This is a genomic window from Klebsiella sp. Q11 (assembly GCF_964241505.1).
GTDB classification, from domain to species: domain Bacteria; phylum Pseudomonadota; class Gammaproteobacteria; order Enterobacterales; family Enterobacteriaceae; genus Klebsiella; species Klebsiella michiganensis.
In genome coordinates this window covers 1-14,533 of record NZ_CAXSXW010000020.1, presented here as the reverse complement: position 1 = coordinate 14,533, position 14,533 = coordinate 1, and the positions used below count along the sequence as shown (strand labels likewise).

Genomic DNA, 14,533 nt, shown 5'->3' with positions numbered 1-14,533 from the left:
TACCCATCATCACCACGGCCCGGCGCAAAAAGCCGCCGGGCACGATGGCTTATCCTTCGCTTTTCACCACTTTGATTTCAACCATGCCAATGCCCAGCTGACGCGGAGAGTGGCCGAGAATATTGCCCTCGTTCGTGGACTGCGGGTCCGGCGGCGCAATCGTCAACGTATTGCTGCGCGACGGATTATCGAAATGCAGGGTGGTGGTGGTGACATCATTGGCCAGCGTTATCGTTTGTTCACTGTTGCCCACCCGTACCGGAATTGGCTTATTGGCATTCGGCCCGTAGGCTTTGGCGGTAATCACCAGATCGAATTTCTCCGGCAGCGGCTCTTTATATTCAATTTTCACTTCACTGCCGAGCTGGGCATTAGACCAGCGCCCCCAGGTTTCCGGTCGGGAGATGCCGCTGAACTGCTTGACCTCTTCCGGCGCGCCGGCGACGTTAAACAGGAAGCTATCAGCTTTATAGCGAATATCGTTATCGACGATCTTCAGCGTATCGACGTTGCCTTTATAACGCTCCATGTCGATAAGGGTATCTTTGAACGCGGTTTTACCTTGCCACTGGGTTTTGTCGACGCGCTGGACTTTCTGTTCGCCCCCCAGTTGGCCCTGCGAGACGCACCAGTCGGTAGAGAGCGCCACTTCCGGCGACCACAGCTGACCCATCTTGTAGCAGCGGTCGACCCAGACGAAGTTATCGCGCGGCGCGAAATCGGCCAGCTGGAAGCGCAGCGGCGCGGAGTATTCGCTTTCCGGCAGCGGCTCAACGCGCTTATCGGAGATACGCAGCAGCAGCGGCAGGCGGAAATGGCTGCCGGAGAAGGAGATCATATTCTTCTGTGAATCCACGGTGAAATTCTTCATCTCTTTGGGGAAATTCCACAGGCGGATGATATCCGGCTTCCACGCCAGCACCTTCTCTTTCATATTGAGGAACACGGCGGAGAGCGACTCGCCGGAAAGGCTGCTGCGGCCAAGGCCAATAAAGTTATCGCCGCCGAGGATATCGAGCACCGTCGCGCCGTTATCCATGGTATTACGCTTGATGGCCAGCGTATCCTGCTGGGGCTCATCGCCGCGCAGAACGAAAAACAGGTTGCTGCGATCCTGCTTATTCAGATAGTCCCAGGCGCTGTTTTTCATTGCCAGGTGATCGGATGACACCACGATGACCGTATTTTTGAACCACGGCGAAGCTTTAATCTTCTCGATTAACGCCGCGATATGCTCCTGACTACAGGAGACGGCGCTGAACGAAAGATTCTTTTTACCGTCCATATCGTAGCTTTTACGCTGGCAGGTGCGGGAGATAAAGCCATCCGGATGATGGGTATCGACCGTCAGCGCAAACAGCGAAAAGCGTTTTCCTGACTGCGAAAGCGCTTCGAATTTTTTCCAGGTTTCATCAAGAACCGTATCATCGTAGAACCCCCAGTCGTTACGATAGGTCGGATCGGCGACCGTGGTTTTTAGCTCTTCCGCGCCGTACAGATGATCGAAGCCGTGAGATTTAAGGAAAACGTCTTTTCCGGCGAAGCGCAGATTAGCGCCCTGCACAAAGTAGTTCTCATAACCCGAGTTTTTCAGGATATCTCCAAGGCAGATATTCTGCGGGAAAAAGCTGGAAACCGAGGCCGAGGCGTTGCCTTCAAACGGCGCAAACAGCGGGATCCCGCACTGGGAGGCGACCATTCCGGCAATCGTGTAGTCGGTACCGGGGAGCTGGGCGGTGTTGCTGAAGTCCAGCCCCTCGCTTTTCAGTTTGCCGAGCTCTGGGGTCAGGTTCGGGAACGCATCGTTATCAAAATAAGTGCGCTCAAGGCTTTCGCCGTAAATGTACACCAGGTTCAGTTTCGGGTTGGCGATGCTTTTTGACGGCTCTTTGTAGTAAGCCACAAAGTCAGGATCGCCATCGCGGGACTGGGATTTAACCAACTCGCTAATCTGGCGGAAGGCGGGGCTGGCATCCACTGACGCCAGCGCCAGAACCAGCGCCACCAGGCTATAACCAAAGTGATGAGGATGATGCCGGCGACGGCGGAGCACCCAGCCGAGTGCGCCAAATACCGCGACCAGCGCGACGACCAGCCCCACGCCCGGCAGAATATATTTGCCCACGCCAGCGCCCGTCAGGCTGTTGGTCAACGTATAAAGTACCGCGTCATTGATACCGTCGCCGGTGAAGTAATTGCTGGCGTAGAGGGTAATATTCAGAACAACGAACAGGCCCAGCACCGTGAGGGTGGCGGCGAACCACCAGGTATTACGACCGGCTTTTAATGCGTAAATCATCACCGAAGCAAGAAACAGGGCGATGGATAACAACTCTGACACAGCTCATCCTCATTCACGCCAGCTGTCGGCTGGCCAGATAGATCTTTTTTCACGCTACACTGTAATTGCAGCGCAATATTGCCGCAATTGTATCGTCATGAATTTGTGCTGTGGTTCAGAATTGGTTTAGAAATCGCCGTTTTTGAACTGCCTCACATCCAGTCAGCCAAGGGATTTGGGGGAAAGATGTTAAAAAACAGACGTTGCCGCCGCGCAGGCCAGGGTAACCCGCCAAACGCGGCATTAAGAGGATAAAATCAGGAGAGGAAGCTCACGCCCTGTTTTAAGACCAGGTCGCAGGCTTTGGTTTTCACTTTTTCCGCCAGCGGGCTGCTGCCAAGGGTGTTCAGATTCAGCTGCTGGCCGTCTTTACTGGTCAGCAAGCCCTGAAGGCCCTCAAGATAGCTGGTGTCCTCTTTTTGTTTTTCCGGCGTGCTGAGACCCAGCTTATCCAGAACCTGATTTTTAACGTTTTCGGTATTGGTAACCGAAGCCAGCTTCTGTTTCGCGCAGTAAGACATAATCCCGGCGGCATTATTCATGCTGCTGGAAGTCAACGACTGGCTGCCGCCGTTGAGCAAACCGGTCAGCGAAGAGAGGGACATACCGCCGCTTTGCTGGCTTCCGCTCTGACTGCTGAGTTGGTTAGCGGCGCTGGAGAGCGAATCCTGCCAGGAGGTGGCGTGCGCGCCAAAGGTCAATAAAGCGCCGGCCACCATTGCCGTGCGGAACAACGTTTTTGCAGATTTCATAGACGTACTCTTCGCCGTGACTGAATAATCCCCTGATTATAACGCCGGCGGGGTTCAGAAATATCTTAATACTCTTTTCCGGTTACGCGATCGCGGTAGCTGTCCCAGTTGAAGTTAACCCACAGACTATTGCCCAGCCGCATCCGGTCCATCACGCGCTCGCCGAGCAGCTTGTTCATCTCGTCCATGGTGCTGTTGGTTAACATACCGGTAGGGCGCTTTGACGAAGAGCGGCGATCGACGATCTGGTTAATTATCACTTTTTCGTAGCGTGATTCCGTCTGCATGCCGATTTCGTCAATCACCAGCAGGTCCACCTTGCTCAGGTCGGTGAGCAACTGCTCTTCGCTGGTTTCCCGGTTGCCAAAGGTATCTTTCATCGCTGACATGATATCGGCGACGGTGATAATCAACACCGACTTACCCCGAAGCAGCAGTTCGTTGCAGATCGCGGCGGCGAGATGGTTTTTTCCGGTACCCGGTTTGCCGGAGAAGATAAAGCTGGCGATATTGCCGTCGAACTCCTCGACGTACTGGCGCGCTCGGGACAGCGCAATCATCTGGCCCTCACACTCCACCCGGTAGTTATCCAGCGAACAGTTCTGATGCAGCGGGCGGATGCCGGAGCGGTTAAAGGTTCGCTGCATTTTCATGGCCCGGTTTTCGCGTTCCAGCGCCTCAGAACGCAGCTTGCCCTGTTCTTTTTGCCATGCCAGCAGCTCCTCACCTGTCTTAAACGCGGGTTCGACATGGGCTGGCATCATCTTTTGCAGGCGCTTCATTAAATCGCCGACATTTTTCATGCTCATCCTCGGAATCCTCGTGGAATGTGATTATCAGGTTCGCTAATCGCGTTGACGTCCCGGCGCGGCTGGCCGCCGTTGCTGGCCCGGCCAATCTGTACGCTGCGCGCCAGCTTCTGCTGCCACTGGACATGATGAAAGACTTTACCTTCAGCCTGCCAGTAAGCGACAAATGCCGCCAACTCTTCCGGCGTAACGGGCTGGCTCAGGGCGATGCCCCACAGCGCGGCCAGGCGCTGAAAATCCGCATCCGGCTGCCAGTCGGCGTACATCGGAAATTTCCCCATCGGAACCGCAACGGGGGTCGCCGTCGGCTCGTCAAAAAACTGCGCGTCCAGCGCAATATCGCTGTTAGGACGCGCGAGTTTTGCTTCCAGCTCCAGCAGCTGCGCCAGACGCTCCGGAGTCAGCGCATAGAATGCGGGGGCGTTGTTGGCAAATACGGCGACGGCGCCGCTGGCCGATTTTGCCAGTACCGCTGCGTGATCCTGCATGAAGTCATCCAGACCGCTAAAATCGGTAGTTAATATTCGTGAAGACATAAATCAATCTCAACTCTGAACAACTAAAAAGAGAGGGGTAGCTGCACACATAGTAGCATAGAGGTCGCTCAGGAAGGAGCGCCGCGGGCGACCCGGCGGCGCGATTAGCTAGACGCGCGGACGCTTGCGATACAGCCAAAGCCCGGGGATAGACAAGCCAATGGATAATGCGCCAACGATCGATGAAGCCTTAAGGAAGTTGCTCAGCAGCATAATCATCATCTCTTCCGAGTAGCCGAAATGGCTGATTTTCACCGCTGAAATCATCGCGGTATAGGCGGAGATGCCGGGGAACATCGGGATCACCGCCGCTACGGTAAAAATCTTCGGGTGCGCCAGATACCAGCGGGACCACTGGATACCGATGCTGCCAACCAGCAGTGCCGCCATAAACGTCGCCCACTCAATATTAAAACCCGCCGTCATCATGACCATGCGCGAGCCGTGGCCGATAGCGCCCAGCAGCGCGCACCAGCGCAGCGCCCGCTGCGGGACGTTGAACACCATGGCGAACCCGACGGCGGGAATGGCTGCCAGCATCATATCCAGCGCCAGTTCGTAGAGATAGAAAATTATGCCCATCCGCGTAGCCCCCACATCGTCATCGCCATCACCACGCCGATACAGGTGGCGAGCGTCAGCAGGCTGGCAATGGCCCAGCGCGCCAGACCGGTGTTGATATGCCCCTTAAACATGTCGGCAACGGCGTTGATCAGCGGAAAACCGGGTACCAGCAGCAGCACGCTGGCGGCCATCGCGATCGTCGGCGTGCTGGCGAAAGCCGGCAGGCGCAGCATCAGCCCGGAGATAGTCGTTGCGACGAAGGCGGTGAGGCAAAAGTTGATTTGCGGATGCATTGAACGATGGGTGAGTACCTGGCGAATATACATGGCTACCGTACTGGCGCAGAAGGTGACCAGCGCACCGTCCCAGCCGCCGTTGTTAAGTTTGCAAAAGCAGGCGCAGGAGAGGCCGACCATGAAAACCAGCAGCCAGCGCGGATAGCGCAGCGGCTTGATTTGCGCGAATCGCTTTTCGACATCCTTATAATCCAGCAGCTTATGCTCTGCCATAATCACAATATGCTGAACCTCCGTGACGACGTGCATATTGATGCCGCGATCGGTGTTTTTTCGCGTTGAGGTCAGACACTCCCCATTCTTAATGGTGGTGAGAACAATCGCATTCGAAGAGATGGCGCTTTCCACGCTATCCATCCCTAAGGCCAGACCCAGACGGGTTGAGAGCTCCTCAACCAGCGCGCTTTCCGCGCCGTGTTGTAATAAGAAAAGACCACATTGAATACACAATCGCGTGATAGCGCGCTGAGTTGCCCGATCTGCTTGCATAAATACCTGCTGTCCGTGATGCCCGTTGCCGTAGTGTCTGGCGATACTTTTACCTGAAGTCTTGTTTTAGCTGAGCGGTCAGGATCAAACAATGTGTAAAAAACCACCCGCTCTACGGGAACCCTCAAATTTGAACTCTGCCACACTTCCGCAAGATTGGTGAAAAGTCCAATTTTTGCACCCGTTTCTCCCTTCTTTTTCCCATCAGAGTTATCAAAAATGCAAATTCAAACTTTTAATAAACAAAAAACAAACAAATAATTAACCATGCTGAGGCGATGCGATGAAAACACAGGTGGCGATTATCGGAGCGGGTCCGTCGGGACTCCTGCTGGGGCAGTTATTACATCACGCCGGGATTCAGACCGTCATCCTTGAGCGACAGACGTCTGAGTATGTGCTGGGGAGGATCCGCGCGGGAATTCTGGAAAGCGGAACGGTAGAACTGCTGCGCGAAGCCGGGGCGGGGCGGCGAATGGATGCGGAAGGGCTGGTCCATCACGGTGTCGAATTTTTGTTTGAGGGCAAGCGCGTACCGGTTCCGCTGACGGAACTGACGGCAGGCAAAAGCGTGATGGTGTATGGCCAGACTGAAGTGACGCGGGATTTGATGGCGGCGCGGGAGGCATGCGGGGCAGCGACGATTTATGGCGTCAGCGATGTCACCATTAATGAGGCAAAAAGCGATCGACCGTCGGTCTCTTTTATCAGCAATGGCGAAAACTGCCGCCTTGAGTGCGACTTTATTGCCGGCTGCGACGGCTTTCACGGCGTGTCCCGCCAGAGCATCCCGGCAGGGGTGCTGAAAGAGTACGAGAGCGTCTGGCCGTTTGGCTGGCTCGGGCTGCTGGCCGATACGCCACCGGTGAACCCGGAGCTGATTTACGCCCACCACGAGCGGGGGTTTGTGCTCTGTAGTCAGCGCTCACTAACTCGAAGCCGCTATTATCTGCAGGTACCGCTTAGCGAAAAGGTGGAGGAGTGGTCTGATGAACGCTTCTGGACTGAGCTCAAGCGGCGTCTCCCTGATGAGCTGACCAATAAGTTAGTAACCGGTCACTCACTTGAGAAGAGTATCGCGCCGCTGCGCAGCTATGTAGTGGAGCCGATGCAGTACGGGAGGCTATTTCTGCTGGGAGATGCGGCGCATATCGTACCGCCTACCGGGGCGAAGGGGCTGAATCTCGCGGCGTCCGATGTGAACTATCTTTGGCGGATCCTGCGTGAGTATTATCACCATGGCCGTATTGACCTTTTAGCAAGCTACTCGCGTTTGGCGCTGGATCGGGTGTGGAAAGGTGAGCGATTCAGCTGGTTTATGACGCGTCTGCTGCATGATTTTCCGCAACAAAGCGAGTTCGACAGAAAAATGCAGGCGGCGGATCGTCGCTACTATCTTGAATCACGCGCCGGGTTAACCACTATCGCTGAAAACTATGTGGGTCTGCCGATGGAACGCGTGGCGTAATAGAAAAGGCTCTGGAGTCGTGATGCAGGCAGCGAGTACCATTCCCGTTTTCAAACTGTATGGCGAAGATCAGGGCTGGCCAACGCCCGATCTTCTGCACTGTGAGTCCATACTCCAGCGCAGCCATCTTTATGAATGGCATATCCGCGTGCATCAGCACGCAGAGCTGGTGCAGCTACTGTATCTGCATAAAGGGCAGGCGGAGATTGAAATCGAAGGCGCGACGACCGTGATGACGGAGTCCTGTATTCAGGTGGTTCCGGCGCTATGTATTCATGGATTTCGCTTTTCGCCGGGTACGGAGGGCTACGTTTTGTCGCTGGCGCTGCCGCTGCTCGGAAGCCTTGAAAATCAGTTTGGCAGTCAGCTGGATGTGCTCGGCCACCCGCGTTGCGTGCCGGTGAAGAGCTCCCGGGGCCATATCCGGGCGCTGTTTACCGCTTTGCAAGAGGAGTACCGCGAAGATTACGATGCGCGCGAAATGATGCTTCATTCACTGCTGGGAGCGCTGTTGGTCTGGCTGAATCGGCAATATCAACCGCAGCTCATAACGGAGGACAAAGCGGAACGTAAGCGGAGCGTCATGCGTCATTTCTCGCGCCTTATCGAAAGCCACTATCGTGAACATATGCCATTAGCCGGGTATGCCAGGGAGGTGGGGGTGTCTGCGACTCATTTGAATTATTTGTGTCATGAATTTTATGGCTGCAGCGCACTGGGAGTTTTACATCAAAGGTTGATGCTTGAGGCGCGTCGCAACCTGCAGTACACCAGCATGACTATCGCTCAACTTTCTGATTACTTAGGGTTTACTGATGCGGCCTATTTTTCTCGCTTCTTTCGTCGCTATAGCGGTGAATCACCAAAAGTATTTAGGAAAAAAATAAAATAAATAAATCTTTATTTAATATATCTTAAGTTAGCGTATCTAACGACGATGTTAACCATTTCTAATTTATTGATGACAACTACCTGTGTTAATGTTAATCATTGGTATGGATAACAGCAATATGTTACTCCTCATTATTAAGTTGGCTTTAGGGTGCGATATCGCGCACCCGCCAGGGATGATAAAGATTCATTTGGGCAAAATAATTACGATGACTATTAAATTATGCATCCAATTGTTTTTCCGCCGGCGGTGAGTCTTCGACAGGAAGCGGAGGGTTTATGTTACCAGGACAAGGTAAGTTCGGCATTATTATCAGCAGAATACCGGTTATGCAGTCCGGCTTAAAAGCCATCGTTGGGGAGCATCTCCCTGATTATGAATTGAGTTTTTGTCGTTCTCAGGATGAGCTAACCTTGCTGCAGCTGCGTCGTGCAGTGTTAGTCATTGCTGACTTGTCCGGTGAAATAGAGCATCCAAGAAATATTTGCGAACATTACTACTCTTTAATGACTCAATACAGGGATATACACTGGGTCTTTATGGTAGGCAACGCCTGTTTTCCGTTAGCTGTTCAATTATTAATGCGTCCTGAAAGTACATTAATTTCGGACAGCGAGCCGGTAAAACGTCTCATTGAGGTTGTGCGCGCGGGTGGACTTGCCGCTGAACGAATTAGCCAGACGTTGTTCTCTCCTGAGGTAGAACGCATCGATGAAGAACCGCAAAAGCTGGTTATTCTGACTCTTTCTGAGCGTAAGGTGTTGAGGCTTCTTGCAAAAGGATGGGGAATTAATCAAATTGCTGCTTTATTGAAGAAGAGCAATAAAACCATAAGTGCGCAGAAAAATAGTGCTATGCGCCGCTTATCTTTGCGTAGTAATGCAGAGATGTATGCCTGGATTAATAGTGCACAGGGAATGAAGGAGCTGAATATTTATTCAGCCTATGGAGATCAAACAGAATGGAAAAAGACCTCACAACAAGATATGTCGCTATCGTAGAGAAATGTGCGATGACAGAAGTGGCGCTTCGCCACATATTAATTAATGAAAGTGGTAAGAATTATCGTATTCAGTTCTTTAAAGATACGATGGCATTAAAACGGGAGTTTCAGGCGAGAGATTTTTCTGCGATTATTTTTTCACTTTCAGGTAACCGCAGATCCCGACTTGAAAGCTTGCTCTTTCTCCATGAGATCGCGCGTTATTGTCCCGACACGCAAAGAATTATCTTAGCTAATGATGAAGCGGAAATGCGTTTGGTCAGCCATCTGACGCCTTCTCGCTTACACGGTATTTTGAATAAATCGGCCTGTCGGCTACAGCTGCAGGAGTGCTTGCTTCAGCTTCTCGATCGTAGCTATCCGGCGAATGAGAGCTCGTTAAGCCAAAAGCAGAGTATCTATAGCCAACTTTTGAGCCCAACGGAACATACCATCCTGCGATATATGTCTTATGGCTACTCGTTGCCGGAAATAGCGACGCAGCTGGAACGCAATATCAAAACGATTCGGGCCCATAAGTTTAACGCCATGACCAAGCTCGGCGTCAGTTCTGATATGGGACTACTGAGCGCGGCAGACATACTCATGCGCCTGTCGGCGAATAATGATGATGCCACGGTGATGCGCCTTGCTCAGTAACCTCAGCGGTCTGTTAAAGACACACGTCAATCCACTTAGCATCAGTCAGCTGCGCCAACCGTTCAGGTGAAATACGAACGGCGCTATATATTGAACCTGCTGCTGGCAGCACTTCCGGGTACTGCCTCAGTGAGATATCGCAGTACACAGCCAGCGGAACTTCCAGGCCAAATGGGCAGACGCCGCCAATGGGGTGTCCCGTTAGCGTAATGACCTCATCGCTGCTTAGCATACGGGCTTTAGCGCCAAAGGCTTCCTTTAGCTTTTTATTATCCAGGCGCGCATCGCCTTTCGCGACAACGAGAACAACCCTTTCTTTTATTTTTAAAGACAGGGTCTTGGCGATTTGCCCGGGTTCAACGTTATGCGCCGCTGCGGCTAACGCTACCGTGGCCGTGCTCTGAGTAAGTTCGATGATTTCGATATCGGGGGCGTGGTCAGTAAAAAACTGCCGCACGGACTGCAGACTCATTGGAATCTCCTGATTAAGGCTTGTTAAAAATCTGTCACAAGCTTCGCAAAGTGTAAATATCCATGGTAGAGAATCAAGATTCTTTTTAATTTCTGGATCTCCTTCACATTCACCGCAACCGGTTACTGTAACCGGTTGCGGTTATTCACGGAGACAGGAATACTGACAAGGTAACTTCCCTGCGTCACCTATAACAAAGAGCCGAAGATGAATCGAACCTGGTTGAGCAGTCGGGCCAGCAGGCTACCCGATTGGGTAACCCCCTCGCCGAAGCGGGTTCATCATAACGGCAAGATAATCGTTGTTGGGCCTGTTCATCTAGCCTGTCAGGAGGGCTGCTATGTCTGCTAACCATGCTGCATTTAATCTGATATTTCGCTTCGTAGAAAATTACATCAGCCCTGTCGCTGGACGCATCTCGTCTCAGCGCCACGTTATGGCAATCCGCGACGGTTTTATCTCCGCCATGCCGTTTATGATTGTCGGCTCTTTTCTGCTGGTATTTGCGTATCCGCCGTTTTCACCGGATACCACATGGGGATTTGCCCGCGCCTGGCTGGATCTGGCAAAAGAGTTTGAAGGACGAATTCTGACGCCGTTCGATATGACGATGGGCATTATGTCGATCTACATTTGCGCCGCGATCGCCTATAACCTCGGCAAGCATTACGAAAAAACCAATCAGCTCGACCCCTTTATGTGCGCCATGCTGTCGATCATGGCCTTCCTGCTGGTGGCGGCGCCAAAAACGAACGGCAACCTGCCGGTAGATAGCCTGGGAGGAACGGGCATATTTACGGCGATTCTGGTGGCGGTCTACTGCGTTGAAATGATGCGCTTCCTGAAGGCGCATAATATCGGTATTCGCCTGCCGGATCAGGTGCCGCCGATGATCAAAAACTCGTTTGATCTGTTGATCCCGGTACTGGTTGTCGTCCTGACGCTCTATCCCCTGAGCCTGCTTATTCAGCATCATTTCGATATGCTAATCCCTCAGGCGATTATGGCTATCTTTAAGCCGCTGGTTTCCGCAGCGGACTCCTTACCCGCAATTTTGTTGGCGGTTCTGGTGGGCCACCTGCTGTGGTTTGCGGGGATCCACGGTGCGGCCATTGTTTCCGGCATGCTGCAAATGTTCTGGCTCACTAACCTCGGCATGAACCAGCAGGCCCTGGCTCAGGGGGCTCCGCTGCCGCATATCTTTATGGAAGCGTTCTGGACATTCTTTATTGTGATTGGCGGTTCAGGGGCGACGATGGGGCTGGTATTCTGCTATCTGCGCAGCCGCTCCGCGCATCTGCGTTCGATTGGCCGTCTGAGCGTGGTGCCAAGCCTGTTTAACATTAACGAGCCGGTTATTTTTGGCACCCCTATCGTGATGAACCCGGTGTTCTTTATTCCCTTCCTGCTGGCGCCGATGGTTAACGCCGTACTGGCCTGGGCGGCAATGAAGCTGGATCTTATCGGCCGGGTGATTTCGGTTGTTCCGTGGACTGCTCCGGCGCCGATTGGCGGCGCGTGGGCGCTGGGGTGGGATTTCCGGGCGGCGATTCTGGTGGTCGTCCTGGCCTGCGTTTCGGCGATTATCTACTTCCCGTTCTTCAAGGTGTACGAGAAACAGCTGCTCGCGCAGGAGGCCGAAGAGGCGCAGCGCATGGCGGAAGAGAGTCAGCAAACGGCATAAAAACAAACGGGCGGCTGAATAGCCGCCCGTTTGTTTTCACCATCGATTATTTCAGCGTACAGTCCCCGCACTGCTGTACGTCCGGCAGGCGATAGCGCTGGCAACAGGTGCGGCGCACGAGCTGCCCTTCACGTAAAACCACCGTACGCCACAGCGGGTTATCCTCACCGCCTGATAGCTGTTTGTTGAAGAAGAAGAGCTGACGCAGCGCGGCCACTTTTTCATCTCCGACCAGGGTTCTCATTTCCCCGAGATACCAGTTAATCAAATAACCCGTATTGCTCCAGATAAGTTTGCCATTGATATCGCCAGTGGCTTCAAGCGCCTGCACCACGGGTTGCAAAGCGGTGGTGACCAGCTTTTCCATCCGGGACTGCGCGGATTCTGCCGAGGAAGTACCTGCTGAATGGATATCAATCCAGAAACAGGCGGCACGGCCTGTTTCATGAAACTCGACGCGAAAATGCTCCGGCGCCAGGCTAACGGCGCGTTCTTCACTCAACAGCGCCAGCATTAAAGGGGGCACCAGTAAACCGATGTACCATTGTGCCCAGAGGGATAGCAGCGGTTTTTGCTCACGGGCTTGCCCGGGCTGGTTGCGATAAATATGGTCAGAATACGTCGCGATTAACGAACTCAGCGTCGCGGGCTGCGACCACTCAGCCAGGGTGAGGGCATGGTGAGGGGCTTCTTCATTCAGACGGATAAAATCCAGCAGATGCGGACGTAACGCGGTAATCTTGTCCCGTATTGCGTTCGCCAGTTCACGCTCAGCCGAAGGGAGCGGAGCCCGCCAGATGATCTCATTGTTGAATGCAAGTGAACGGTAAGCCATCGGTGCCAGATACAAATCTAAATGATAATGATTTCTGATACTAATGCCGCGGCACCGGCTTGGCAAGAGATTTGTCCGCGCGGCGACGCCTGCCGCGCGGTAAAGGCCTAGCTGGTGAGAATAATGTTACGTCCCATATTTTTGGCTTCGTAGAGCGCGTTGTCCGCCCGTTTCAGCGCGCTGTCGATATCCGCATCCATCAGCGGCGTCATGCCGATACTGATGGTCACGTTGGTCGCGACGCTTTCATTAAACATATGCGGGATTTTTAGATCGTAGACCCGCTGGCGGATGCGCTCTGCGGCCTGAAGGGCGTTTTCCGCACTGCTGCTGGTCAACAGCACCATAAACTCCTCGCCGCCAAAGCGGGCAACGATGTCGCGCGAGCGCACGGCGTTACGAATGGCGGCGGAGACCTGAATCAAAGCCTGGTCGCCCATCATATGCCCGTAGTGGTCGTTGTAGGCTTTGAAATGATCAATGTCCAGTAGCAGAACGTAATGCCCGTCGCCGTCGAGAGAAAGAATGGTGTCCAGCCGGTTTTGTAAGCCCCGCCGATTATACAAACCGGTAAGCGGATCCAACATACTGAGATCGTTAAGGGTATTGCGTTCCTTCAGCAGCTTATCCATGAGCCCCTGCGTGAATACATCGCTGCGTTTCTGAATAAGGCTTTGCAGGGTGATACCGGCAATAGGCAACAGAAAGCACCAGGACATGCGCAGCCATTGTTCTCCTCCGCCAAGAATCAGGCAGATAAGGTATGTGGGTAAAGAGTGCAAAGTAAAGCCAATGATATTGCTGGAAAAAGCAATGGTGCCAATAAATAACACGCTTAATAAGGCGATCACCAGGTAGTTAAAATGCGGCGGCCCCATCACCATTGCTTTTAGCGCAACGTGCCACGCCCAAAGCAGGCCAAATAGCAGAGAAATAACCGGAATATTTATTTTGTGCTGAGAGAATTTACAGTGCCATAGCAGCAGGACCGTGCTGCAGGCAACTATCAGAAAACAGGGTAATGTAAAAGTGATGACGGTAAAGAGCGGGCTGACAAGGGATAAGACGGATGAAACTAAATTAAGCAGTAAAAATAGCCGTAAGGAATACTGATATTTCTGTTCGTAATGGGAGCGCCAGGATTGTGCAGTCATGTCGGAGTTGTCATTATTAATCGTTAAAATTCAATGTGATGTTAGTTTGAAGTGAATAATAAAAAACAGTGCGCAAAATAAGGTTTTTACGAAATAATCAGATAATTTAATATATTATTTTTTGCCGCTTAATTTATCACCTTCATGAATGTATGTCATTACCACAAACGTAAAGAATAAGGACGCGCTATTTTCCCGGGATGACAAATGATAAAAATTACCATATGATATTGGTTATCATTATCGTTGTGAGAGGCGAAAACATGTTGCAGCGAACTTTAGGGAGTGGATGGGGCGTGTTGATCCCTGGCGTACTGATTGCCGTCCTCGGGTTTGCCGATTTGTCGGTAGATGCCTGGCGCGGATTGGTGACGCTGGGAATGCTCATGTCAGCGGTGATGATTTGGCACCGTCAGCTAAGGCACTTTATTCTGCTGCCATCATGCGTGGCGCTGGTCAGTGGGATGATGCTGGTAATAATGAATTTGAAGCTGATGGGATAAAACGGAAGGGTAAGAATATTGGTGCGAGGGGGGGGACTTGAACCCCCACGTCCGTAAGGACACTAACACCTGAAGCTAGCGCGTCTACCAATTCCG

General features: G+C 52.6%; 15 protein-coding genes. 6 read left to right on the top strand and 9 right to left on the bottom strand.

Features of this window, described 5'->3' with window-relative positions:
* Nucleotides 1-49: 49 nt before the first annotated feature.
* The 6 genes from opgB to ACESQ2_RS25360 all read right to left on the bottom strand — a co-directional run bounded on the left by opgB (nt 50) and on the right by ACESQ2_RS25360 (nt 5,787).
* The gene (gene opgB, locus ACESQ2_RS25385) at nt 50-2,341 is read right to left on the bottom strand and encodes a phosphatidylglycerol--membrane-oligosaccharide glycerophosphotransferase (protein ID WP_373171496.1); all 2,292 of its coding nucleotides are present in this window, start codon (nt 2,339-2,341) and stop codon (nt 50-52) included.
* A gap of 257 nt (nt 2,342-2,598) precedes the next feature.
* Complete coding sequence (locus ACESQ2_RS25380) at nt 2,599-3,093, bottom strand: DUF2501 domain-containing protein (protein WP_014227812.1); 495 nt, start codon at nt 3,091-3,093, stop codon at nt 2,599-2,601.
* Between the two features lie 65 nt (nt 3,094-3,158).
* The gene (dnaC, locus tag ACESQ2_RS25375; RefSeq protein WP_014227813.1) at nt 3,159-3,896 is read right to left on the bottom strand and encodes a DNA replication protein DnaC; all 738 of its coding nucleotides are present in this window, start codon (nt 3,894-3,896) and stop codon (nt 3,159-3,161) included.
* A gap of 2 nt (nt 3,897-3,898) precedes the next feature.
* Nucleotides 3,899-4,438 carry a primosomal protein DnaT gene (gene dnaT, locus ACESQ2_RS25370; RefSeq protein ID WP_009652817.1) on the bottom strand — a complete coding sequence of 180 codons (540 nt, stop codon included), beginning with the start codon at nt 4,436-4,438 and terminating at the stop codon, nt 3,899-3,901.
* Nucleotides 4,439-4,546: 108 nt separating this feature from the next.
* A complete protein-coding gene (locus ACESQ2_RS25365; protein ID WP_004098364.1) occupies nt 4,547-5,020 on the bottom strand; it encodes a threonine/serine exporter in 474 nt (157 codons plus the stop codon).
* A complete protein-coding gene (locus ACESQ2_RS25360) occupies nt 5,011-5,787 on the bottom strand; it encodes a threonine/serine exporter ThrE family protein (protein ID WP_373171494.1) in 777 nt (258 codons plus the stop codon). The genes ACESQ2_RS25365 and ACESQ2_RS25360 overlap by 10 nt, the downstream gene beginning before the upstream one ends.
* A gap of 283 nt (nt 5,788-6,070) precedes the next feature.
* On the opposite strand from ACESQ2_RS25360, the gene pobA reads away from it, so the two are divergent.
* The 4 genes from pobA to bglJ all read left to right on the top strand — a co-directional run bounded on the left by pobA (nt 6,071) and on the right by bglJ (nt 9,789).
* Entirely contained in the window at nt 6,071-7,255 is a 1,185-nt protein-coding gene (gene pobA, locus ACESQ2_RS25355) for a 4-hydroxybenzoate 3-monooxygenase (protein ID WP_373171492.1), read from the top strand.
* 22 nt (nt 7,256-7,277) lie between these two features.
* Nucleotides 7,278-8,147, top strand: a complete 870-nt coding sequence (locus ACESQ2_RS25350) for a helix-turn-helix domain-containing protein (RefSeq protein ID WP_049069994.1) — start codon at nt 7,278-7,280, stop codon at nt 8,145-8,147.
* 278 nt (nt 8,148-8,425) lie between these two features.
* Nucleotides 8,426-9,148 (top strand): LuxR C-terminal-related transcriptional regulator, encoded by a 723-nt coding sequence (locus tag ACESQ2_RS25345; protein ID WP_014227819.1) that lies wholly within the window; start codon nt 8,426-8,428, stop codon nt 9,146-9,148.
* A complete protein-coding gene (bglJ, locus tag ACESQ2_RS25340; RefSeq protein ID WP_025106872.1) occupies nt 9,109-9,789 on the top strand; it encodes a DNA-binding transcriptional activator BglJ in 681 nt (226 codons plus the stop codon). The genes ACESQ2_RS25345 and bglJ overlap by 40 nt, the downstream gene beginning before the upstream one ends.
* A gap of 13 nt (nt 9,790-9,802) precedes the next feature.
* Here bglJ and ACESQ2_RS25335 read toward each other — a convergent pair whose 3' ends face one another.
* Nucleotides 9,803-10,261, bottom strand: coding sequence for a YbaK/EbsC family protein (locus tag ACESQ2_RS25335; RefSeq protein ID WP_014227821.1), 459 nt, complete (start codon nt 10,259-10,261; stop codon nt 9,803-9,805).
* 340 nt (nt 10,262-10,601) lie between these two features.
* Between ACESQ2_RS25335 and ACESQ2_RS25330 the strand changes: the two genes are divergently transcribed.
* Complete coding sequence (locus ACESQ2_RS25330; RefSeq protein WP_025106871.1) at nt 10,602-11,945, top strand: PTS sugar transporter subunit IIC; 1,344 nt, start codon at nt 10,602-10,604, stop codon at nt 11,943-11,945.
* Between the two features lie 46 nt (nt 11,946-11,991).
* On the opposite strand, the gene fhuF is transcribed toward ACESQ2_RS25330, so the two are convergent.
* Both fhuF and ACESQ2_RS25320 read right to left on the bottom strand, forming a co-directional pair.
* Nucleotides 11,992-12,780 (bottom strand): siderophore-iron reductase FhuF, encoded by a 789-nt coding sequence (fhuF, locus tag ACESQ2_RS25325; RefSeq protein WP_025106870.1) that lies wholly within the window; start codon nt 12,778-12,780, stop codon nt 11,992-11,994.
* Nucleotides 12,781-12,887: 107 nt separating this feature from the next.
* The gene (locus ACESQ2_RS25320; RefSeq protein ID WP_049069995.1) at nt 12,888-13,934 is read right to left on the bottom strand and encodes a GGDEF domain-containing protein; all 1,047 of its coding nucleotides are present in this window, start codon (nt 13,932-13,934) and stop codon (nt 12,888-12,890) included.
* A 263-nt stretch (nt 13,935-14,197) separates the two neighbouring features.
* Here ACESQ2_RS25320 and ACESQ2_RS25315 point away from each other — a divergent pair, with 263 nt between their 5' ends.
* The gene (locus ACESQ2_RS25315; RefSeq protein WP_049070000.1) at nt 14,198-14,437 is read left to right on the top strand and encodes a DUF1435 domain-containing protein; all 240 of its coding nucleotides are present in this window, start codon (nt 14,198-14,200) and stop codon (nt 14,435-14,437) included.
* Nucleotides 14,438-14,533: the final 96 nt, after the last annotated feature.

Bases quoted from the DNA above. Each gene is read 5' to 3' on its own strand.
- ACESQ2_RS25380 (WP_014227812.1), bottom strand. From the start codon at position 3,093: ATGAAATCTGCAAAAACGTTGTTCCGCACGGCAATGGTGGCCGGCGCT.
- dnaC (WP_014227813.1), bottom strand. From the start codon at position 3,896: ATGAAAAATGTCGGCGATTTAATGAAGCGCCTGCAAAAGATGATGCCA.
- dnaT (WP_009652817.1), bottom strand. From the start codon at position 4,438: ATGTCTTCACGAATATTAACTACCGATTTTAGCGGTCTGGATGACTTC.
- ACESQ2_RS25365 (WP_004098364.1), bottom strand. From the start codon at position 5,020: ATGGGCATAATTTTCTATCTCTACGAACTGGCGCTGGATATGATGCTG.
- ACESQ2_RS25360 (WP_373171494.1), bottom strand. From the start codon at position 5,787: ATGCAAGCAGATCGGGCAACTCAGCGCGCTATCACGCGATTGTGTATT.
- pobA (WP_373171492.1), top strand. From the start codon at position 6,071: ATGAAAACACAGGTGGCGATTATCGGAGCGGGTCCGTCGGGACTCCTG.
- ACESQ2_RS25350 (WP_049069994.1), top strand. From the start codon at position 7,278: ATGCAGGCAGCGAGTACCATTCCCGTTTTCAAACTGTATGGCGAAGAT.
- ACESQ2_RS25345 (WP_014227819.1), top strand. From the start codon at position 8,426: ATGTTACCAGGACAAGGTAAGTTCGGCATTATTATCAGCAGAATACCG.
- bglJ (WP_025106872.1), top strand. From the start codon at position 9,109: ATGGAAAAAGACCTCACAACAAGATATGTCGCTATCGTAGAGAAATGT.
- ACESQ2_RS25335 (WP_014227821.1), bottom strand. From the start codon at position 10,261: ATGAGTCTGCAGTCCGTGCGGCAGTTTTTTACTGACCACGCCCCCGAT.
- ACESQ2_RS25330 (WP_025106871.1), top strand. From the start codon at position 10,602: ATGTCTGCTAACCATGCTGCATTTAATCTGATATTTCGCTTCGTAGAA.
- fhuF (WP_025106870.1), bottom strand. From the start codon at position 12,780: ATGGCTTACCGTTCACTTGCATTCAACAATGAGATCATCTGGCGGGCT.
- ACESQ2_RS25320 (WP_049069995.1), bottom strand. From the start codon at position 13,934: ATGACTGCACAATCCTGGCGCTCCCATTACGAACAGAAATATCAGTAT.
- ACESQ2_RS25315 (WP_049070000.1), top strand. From the start codon at position 14,198: ATGTTGCAGCGAACTTTAGGGAGTGGATGGGGCGTGTTGATCCCTGGC.